The sequence below is a fragment of the Dolichospermum sp. LEGE 00246 genome, from assembly GCF_015207865.1.
Taxonomy (GTDB): Bacteria; Cyanobacteriota; Cyanobacteriia; order Cyanobacteriales; family Nostocaceae; genus Dolichospermum; species Dolichospermum heterosporum.
Genome location: NZ_JADEWA010000226.1, coordinates 1 through 8600, shown reverse-complemented (window position 1 = coordinate 8600; position 8600 = coordinate 1). Strand labels below are relative to the sequence as shown.

The window sequence follows — 8600 nt, the reverse complement described above, 5'->3', positions numbered from 1 at the left end:
GAGGGGGTTGGGGGTGGGGTTCTTGTATTTCACTCAACCAATAACCGCTATAATAGCGAGATGAATTATGTTTCGCTCCAAAATACAAAGTTGGAAATTGTTGACTCTTCAAGTTTATTTCAGCAACTCCGCCAACAGTTAAATTAAGAATCGAAATATTCAGCTACAATAGGACGATAATAAATTACAAAAAATCCTCACAACAGGGAGTTAGAGTTATGGTGGCTACTCCAATCTCGACTGCTCCACAACTATCAACAATAGCAATTTCTTGGGAAGGATTACCCGAAGATTTTATCCTAGAAGAAGAACCTGTGGAAAACACTGCACAACCATTAATTGCAGGGGCATTACGAGAAAGTCTAGAACTGAGTGGATACATTCAACCCACCATGCTGATAGCTGCTAATTTGGGTATTTGTGCCACAATGGATGGCAAACTAGTTGTTAAAGCCCCAGATTGGTTTTTCGTGCAGACAGTTTTACCCTTGTCTGGGACAACAGATAGACGCAGTTATACACCTAATCTGGAAGGAGAAATTCCCCGCGTTGTCATGGAATTTTGCTCAGATACAGACGGGAAAGAATACTCAGCTAGACGCGCCTTCCCCCCCGGAAAATGGTTTTTTTATGAACAAATTCTCCAAGTCCCTACCTATGTAATTTTTGACCCCCTGACGGCTGAATTAGAAGTTCATCAAATTGAGTCGGGACAGTATAAATTACAGCCAATAGACGAGAATAATCGCTACTGGATTACAGACATGGGATTATTTTTGGGATTGTGGGAAGGAGAAAAAGAGGGGCGCATAGGTTACTGGCTAAGATGGTGGGATCAAGCAGGTAATCTATTACCCTGGGCAGTCGAAAAGGTAGAACAAGAACATCAACGGGCTGAACAAGAACATCAACGGGCTGAACAAGAAAGCCAACGGGCTAGAAGATTGACAGAACAATTACGCGCACTGGGTATTGATCCAATTGATTAAATGTGCGGTTTCCAAAATTGTTGTAGAGATGTTTTATGGAAAGTCTCTACATTCTTTTTTGTAAGATTCCCCATATTTTCAATGAAATGCCCACACAATAAGACTGCCAATGATTTTGAACCAGGATTTCCATAAAAAAAACCGAAGAACCTTTTTTGTTAGGTGACTATTACCCAATAAAATTAAACTCCAGCAGTTTCTGAAATTGCCCCTTGTATTTTTACAAAAGTATCAATTAAAGTCTGCAATTGTTGATCTGCTTTAAATACTCCTAAACCTCTTGCTGTTACCTTCCCAGGAGAATAAACAAACCTTGCTTTCATTGTGGGAGTGAGGTTTTCTGCTAAGAGATTCCAAGCTGGTTCTTCCATTGGGGTTTCTAAAACAATATGCTGTTTATTCTCTGGTTTAATGCGACTAAATCCCAGATTTTTAGCTAATTGTTTTAATTCCATAACTCGCAATAATTGATTTGCTGGAACTGGTATAGTCCCATATCTATCAGTCCATTCAGCGGCAATTTGTTTGAGTTCATATTTTGATTTTACTGTGGCTACAGCGCGATAAGCACTCATTTTTTGATCAAGATCAGGAATGTAGGTAGCAGGGATAAATGCAGTGAGATTGAGGTCAATTTGGGTATCTTCAACCTTGGGTATTTCTTGACCTCTAATTTCTCGAATTGCTTCTTCTAACATTTCCATGTACAAATCAAAGCCAATTACATCCATTTGTCCAGATTGTTCTGCACCTAGCAAGTTTCCCACTCCGCGAATTTCCATATCTCGCATTGCTAATTGATATCCAGAACCGAGTTGAGTAAATTCTTGAATTGCTCTTAATCTTTGTCTAGCTGCATCGGATAATTCTCTTTGTTTGGGGTAAAATAACCATGCGTGGGCTTGAATGCCGGCACGTCCTACCCGACCCCGTAATTGATATAATTGAGATAGACCAAAACGGTGCGCGTCTTCAATTAATATTGTGTTGACTCGCGGAATATCTAAACCAGATTCAATAATTGTCGTACAAACAAGAATATCGGCATCATTATTACCGAAAGTCAGCATAGTTGATTCTAACTCGCTTTCGTCCATTTGGCCATGAGCGATCGCAAATCTTCCTCCTGGTACCATTTCTCGCAATTTTGTAGTAGTTTCTTCAATCCCTTCGACTCGCGGAACTACATAAAATACCTGTCCACCTCGATCTAATTCTTGACGAATTGCACTTCTGATAATATCAGAATTTAAAGGTGCGAGATGGGTTTGAATTGGTCTTCTGGTGGGAGGTGGAGTGGTAATTAAACTCATTTCCCGAATTCCTGATAATGACATATATAAGGTTCTGGGAATAGGAGTTGCGGAAAGAGTGAGAACATCAACTTGCGTTTTGAGGCTTTTTATTTTTTCCTTCTGATTAACTCCAAATCTTTGTTCTTCGTCAATTACTAAAAGTCCTAAATCTTTAAATTGCACACCTTTTCCCAATAATTGATGTGTCCCGACAACTATATCTAATTCTCCAGTCGCTAGACGTTTTTGAATATTGCGTTTTTCTTCTGCGCTGCGAAACCGATTTAGTAACCCCACGTTCACAGGATAGGGGGCAAAACGTTCTTTAATTGTATGATAATGTTGTTGAGTGAGAATTGTGGTTGGGGCTAAAAGTGCTACTTGCTTTCCTGCGGTGACAGCTTTAAAAATTGCCCGAATTGCCACTTCAGTTTTGCCAAAACCCACATCTCCACATACTAACCTATCCATCGGTCTTTCACTTTCCATATCCCGTTTCACATCTTGTACAGCTTTTAGCTGATCTGTGGTAGGTTGGTAAGGAAAAGAATCTTCCATTTCTTCTTGCCAAGGCATATCTGCGGGATAGGAAAAACCTTGTTGTTGAGAACGGGCAGCATACAATTTTAACAAATCTACTGCTAGTTTCTTAATGGCTTTACGGACTTTATTCTTAGTATTTTCCCAGGCTTTTCCGGTCATTTTGTGTAATTCTGGGGCTTTATCTCCACTGGTGCGAAAACGAGATAAAGAACTAACTTGGTCAGCCGCAACTCTTAATAAACCATCTGCATATTGCACAACTAAATAATCACGGGTTTCATCATTAATTGTTAGACTTTCTAATTTAACAAATTTACCAATACCATGACTACGATGAACAACATAATCTCCCTGACGTAATTTATTAGGATCAACTTGTTTAGATGTGGCTTGACGACGTTTGCGGACATAACCAAAATTAGCTAAAGAATGTTGTCCATAAAATTCTCTATCGGTGACAATAACTAATCGAAAAGAAGGTAAAATAAACCCTTCTAATTCTGCTAAACCGGAATATTTAAGAGCAATCGGGATATGATTAATTTGCAGTTTATCAATAGCTTGATAATCACGGGGATTGGGGATAAACTGGGCAGGACAATCATGTTCTTGTAGCAGAGAAACCGAACGGGAAGGTTGAGCCGAAATTATCCAAACTGCAAAATTGCGTTCTCTCTCGTTTCTAATAGTTTCCCCTAACTTGGCAAATTGGTGAGGTGTAACAGGTAAAGGTCTACTTGCTAAATTTAAACCATGATTTTCTTCCGACAATTCTGATAAATATAACTTTCTAAAATTACTAATTTCCCCTATACACTCATCAAAATTTCGATGAATCTTAGGTAATCCAACCGACAACTGACCACTGACAACTGACCACTGACTATTAGCATTTTCCACCCAGCGATCGCTATGAGCATAACATTGTTCTGGTTCATCAATGGCAACAAGGGTATTTGCTGCTAAATAATCCAGCAATGAAGCCGGTTTTGCAAAAGCCAACCCCAAAAACCGCCGACTTCCTTCTAATGTTCCTAACTCTTGTAGAGACGGTTCATGAAACGTCTCTACATTTTCTGTAAGTGCTGTGTTGATAATCGGTGCAAAACTTGTAGGGGTAAGGGTAACTTTTTCCACCTTATCCAAGGCAGAACGCTGGGTAGCCGGGTCAAATTCCCGAATTTGTTCAATTTCGTCGCCAAACCATTCCAAGCGCACAGGCAACTCGGAGGACACGGGAAACACATCCACAATATCTCCCCGTCTACTCCATTGTCCTTCAGTTTCCACTAAGGGAACTCGTTCATATCCCAAAATCGTGATTTTTTCCCCAAACCCATCTAAATCAAATTCCATCCCTTTTTCTAAGGTGACACAAAATGATTTAAACGCATCCGGTGGTGGCAAATGCGGCTGCAACGCCCCCACTGTCACAATTATGGCAGTTCTTTGTTTTGGCAACTGACCACTGACCACTGACGATTGACCATTGACCAAATCAGCTAACACTTGCATTTGACCCCAACTCAACTCATTTTCAGGGTCAAAGGGTTCATAAGGGGAAGCTTCGGACGTGGGATAAAAGTGGACAGTTTTCCATCCCATTGCTTCCATTTGGGCAAAAACCCGCCCAGCTTCCTCTAGAGTGGCACAGACCACACATAAATCCTGATCTTCATAATTTGCTAATGCTGAAGCTACCAGTCCTTTGGGTAGCCGAGAAATCCCATTTAACCGCAATTCCTGTTGCTTATTGAGTTTAGTAATTAGTTCTGCGGTAAGAGGCGATCGCGCCAAAGCACGCACAATAGAAGAGAAGGACATAAGTTTTACGCTAAAAAAGGAAGTCGCTGCTGACGTGAAAATCTCGAATTATTTCCTGTTAACCATTTTAAAAGTGTTAACCCCTGTCTTGAGGATAAATAGGAAAGAATCAAACCGAACTACTCATAGACAGAAGCAATATAGCTATTACTTTGTGTATAGTCAAAGTATTTAGAGAATTACCTAAAATACTGGATACTAAGATCAGTCTGATTGAATGAACACTGGGCAACTTCTGATCACCGTATACTTCTATTCTTTATACCAGCAATTTTAAAAATGTCTTCCTTCACGTTTGAAATTTTAACGATTTTGGTGCTAATTTTCGCCAACGGTGTATTTTCCATGTCGGAAATGGCTGTAGTTTCAGCCCGGAAAGTCAGACTACAGCAGTTAGCCAATCAAGGGGATATTAACGCCAAGGCTGCATTAAAACTCGCAGAATCTCCCAATCATTTTCTCTCTATCGTCCAGGTGGGGATTACACTCATCAATATTCTGAATGGTGTCTTTGGTGGTGCGACCATTGCCAAAAGATTAGAAGATTATATCAAGCTAATTCCAATTTTAGCTAATTATAGTAATGCGATCGCCTTTGGCATTGTAGTCTTACTGATCACCTATTTTTCCCTCATTGTCGGTGAACTCGTCCCCAAACGTCTGGCTTTAAATAACCCCGAAAAAATCGCTGCTTCAGTAGCCATACCCATGCGGGCTTTAGCAAAAATAGCCTCACCCATAGTTTATCTTTTGAGTGCATCTACAGATTTAGTCTTGCGAATATTAGGAATCACACCCTCTGCTGAACCACAAGTCACAGAAGAAGAAATCAAAATTCTCATCGAACAAGGGACAGAAGCGGGAACATTTGAAGAAGCAGAACAGGACATGGTAGAGAGAGTTTTCCGGTTAGGCGATCGCCCCGTCACCTCCTTTATGACACCCCGACCTGATATAGTTTGGTTAGACTTGGAAAATCCCCCCGAAGAAAATCGCCAAAAAATGGCAGAAAGCGGCTATTCTCGCTATCCCATTTGTCAAGAAGGACTAGATAACGTTCTGGGGATTATTCCCGTCACCGACCTATTAGCCAGAAGTTTACGCAACGAACCCTTAGACTTAACTCTAGGATTACGTCAACCCGTATTTGTCCCCGAAAGCACACGCGGTTTAAAAGTTTTAGAATTATTCAAACAAACCGTCACACACATGGCTTTAGTCGTAGATGAATATGGCGTAATTCAAGGCTTAGTCACCCTCAATGACATCATGAGTGAAATCGTCGGTGATGTTCCCACAGAACCAGGACAAGAAGAACCTGAAGCTGTACAACGGGAAGATGGTTCTTGGTTAGTAGATGGAATGTTAGGCATAGAAGAATTTTTAGAACTATTTGATCTTGAAGAATTAGAACATGAAGAAAGAGGAAATTATCAAACATTAGGCGGTTTTGTCATCACCCATTTAGGACGGATTCCCGCAGCCGCAGATCATTTTGAATGGGATGGTATGCGGTTTGAAGTTATGGATATGGACGGAAATCGGGTTGATAAAGTCCTAGTAGTACCCAAGGTCATGGCTAATTGAAGTCAGGAGGTAGGGGAGCAGGGCCTGCGCCCAGTCAGGAGAAAGAAGCGTTACAGAAATCTCGTTTGGAGAAAATTCATGTAAAATTAACTCTTCCTTATTTAAAGCTTAACTTTTCTAATGTTCAGTAGGGTTAAATTCACTATTTGCTGCAACATTAAAATTTCCCCCCATTACCTTCAAGTGAAAAGGTTTGGGGGATTATTTTAGGGCTTAGGCATTGACAAAGTTTCCTAAATATTAAAGTGGAGTATGTCACTAGAGAACAGATTTCCTTTATCTGACACACCCTACTTTTGTAAGTTATTCCCAAAGCTGAAAACGACGCAATTTCGTTTATTAATATCATGGTAAGTTAGTGAGCGTGCATAACACCTATATTTGTTAAAATATCCTCAACTTACAAAAAAACCCTTTTGATCAGCAAAAATTCCCAACCATTAAGTAATATTAGTTACTCTCGTGTCATCCATCTTAGTCATCTCATTAATCAAGATATACCGAAATGGACAGGTGATCCTCCCGTAGAATTTACCAGTGTTGCAGAAATTCCAGAGGATGGTTATTACTTACGAGGCTTTTCCTTGGGAGAACATAGCGGGACTCATATCAATGCCCCTAATAGTTTTTATGCAAACGGCGCAAGTATTGACCAGTATCCAGCATCATCTTTAATATTACCAGCTATAGTTATCAATATTTGTGACCAAGCAGCAGTAAATCCTGATTATGCCTTGACTGTTAGTGATATCCAGACTTGGGAAACTGAATTTGGAGAAATTCCCACAGGTAGCTTAGTGATATTATATACTGGCTGGCAAGAAAAATGGTTAAATCACCAGGCATTTTTTAACCAAGATAAAGACGGAAAAATGCACTTTCCTGGTTTTAGCTATGATGCGACTGAGTTTTTAATTACACACAGGCAAATTACTGGTGTGGGTATTGATACTCATGGTGTAGATTCTGGGCAAGATACCAATTTTACTATTAATCGGTTGCTTTTAGAGCTATCGCTAATTGTTCTCGAAAACCTCACCAATTTAGATCAGTTACCACCACATGGTATCACCTTAATTATTGGAATTCTCAGATTAAGAGGAGGTTCTGGTTCTCCCGCTGCAATCATGGCATTATTTTAAATTTTTCCTTTTCCAACCATTTACCCCAAACTCTTTAATTCACAACCAATAATACTCAATAAAAGCATTAACCAATTCAGAAAACTTGTAAAATCAGAATTCCAACAAATAATTAAAAAATATTAAAGCCCCATAGCCAGAGTATGCAAAAATACTCAAAAATGGCTATGAGGCTAAAATATTTTACGAATTGGAAATGATATTTTTAATCAGTTTCCCAATCATGGAGGCAATCTTGCCAATTTACTGGAAATCGTCGCTATCAAGTCTAATATTGCCTATTTGCACCGCTGTAAACAAGCAGAAATTAAACCTCATTTAGCAAAGTTCATGAAACTTTCGCTGAGTTTTTTATTAAATTTTTTACAGACAAAAAGGATCTAGTTTCAGATCCCTTTTTTGCCTTTAACACAACGGACTTTACTACTGTAAATTAGCAATACCGTTAGTTAAGTTTGAACTTAAACGAAAACTATTTAATGGCAACTAGCTAAGGTTTTAGTCAAAAGTAGAGACTTGATAAATCACACTACCACTTTTGCTATTTTTTAGCTTGTGAACTGAAGGCTTGAGACTTTAAATTTTAGACTCCTGCCAGCAGCTTTAGATTTCACCATTAACCTGCATTTGATGAACTTGATCTGCCAATTCTTGACAATTTTGATCATCTAACTTATCAATTGCCAACATTCCCATGAGAATAACTTCTTTCAAAGTTAAGCGAGTTGAATGTGCCTGTTTTTGCACAATCTCCTTAATGATGGGAGATACACCGATTGCTGTACTAGCTCTAGCCACGTTATAAAAAGAAACATTAATGACATCGGATAAATCTTAGCACTTTTCGCTAAGTTATTCTACATCCCCGGAACTGATCTACTTTAGTTTCGATAAATCTTTGTATGTCTAATCCAAACTATAAATAGCAAACAGACTCAATAATTCTGCAAATCTAACTTTTTGACTACGGACATAACTCTTCTGTAGCAAGCATTTTAACGATTTACTTACTCTGCTACAAACAGCCGTGTTACTGAAATCACACAATAAAATAACGCAACTTATTTAAGTATCAATAATAACATTGCTTATAGAGATAGGTGTAAATAAACGTAGCTATCTTAAAAAAATAAATACTATTTAAAGCTTATCAATTGGACTTTCTGGCGTTTTATTGCTGTTTTTTTAGCAACAAAAATTGATACCTATATAATTACTGT

At 38.9% G+C, this 8600-nt stretch carries 5 protein-coding genes; 3 read left to right on the top strand and 2 right to left on the bottom strand.

Going from position 1 to position 8600, the window contains the following annotated elements:
- The first annotated feature begins 218 nt into the window (after positions 1-218).
- The gene (locus tag IQ228_RS15290; protein ID WP_035081386.1) at positions 219-989 is read left to right on the top strand and encodes a Uma2 family endonuclease; all 771 of its coding nucleotides are present in this window, start codon (positions 219-221) and stop codon (positions 987-989) included.
- 182 nt (positions 990-1171) lie between these two features.
- On the opposite strand, the gene mfd is transcribed toward IQ228_RS15290, so the two are convergent.
- Positions 1172-4651, bottom strand: a complete 3480-nt coding sequence (gene mfd / locus IQ228_RS15285) for a transcription-repair coupling factor (RefSeq protein ID WP_027401360.1) — start codon at positions 4649-4651, stop codon at positions 1172-1174.
- A gap of 279 nt (positions 4652-4930) precedes the next feature.
- On the opposite strand from mfd, the gene IQ228_RS15280 reads away from it, so the two are divergent.
- On the top strand, positions 4931-6238 hold the full coding sequence (locus IQ228_RS15280) for a hemolysin family protein (RefSeq protein WP_027401359.1): 1308 nt from the start codon (positions 4931-4933) through the stop codon (positions 6236-6238).
- Between the two features lie 416 nt (positions 6239-6654).
- On the top strand, positions 6655-7380 hold the full coding sequence (locus IQ228_RS15275) for a cyclase family protein (protein WP_228043893.1): 726 nt from the start codon (positions 6655-6657) through the stop codon (positions 7378-7380).
- A gap of 603 nt (positions 7381-7983) precedes the next feature.
- Here IQ228_RS15275 and IQ228_RS15270 read toward each other — a convergent pair.
- A complete protein-coding gene (locus tag IQ228_RS15270; protein ID WP_015083627.1) occupies positions 7984-8178 on the bottom strand; it encodes a hypothetical protein in 195 nt (64 codons plus the stop codon).
- Positions 8179-8600 lie beyond the last annotated feature (422 nt).

Coding starts and splice junctions, on each gene's coding strand:
- IQ228_RS15290 (WP_035081386.1), top strand. CDS start 219: ATGGTGGCTACTCCAATCTCGACTGCTCCACAACTATCAACAATAGCA.
- mfd (WP_027401360.1), bottom strand. CDS start 4,651: ATGTCCTTCTCTTCTATTGTGCGTGCTTTGGCGCGATCGCCTCTTACC.
- IQ228_RS15280 (WP_027401359.1), top strand. CDS start 4,931: ATGTCTTCCTTCACGTTTGAAATTTTAACGATTTTGGTGCTAATTTTC.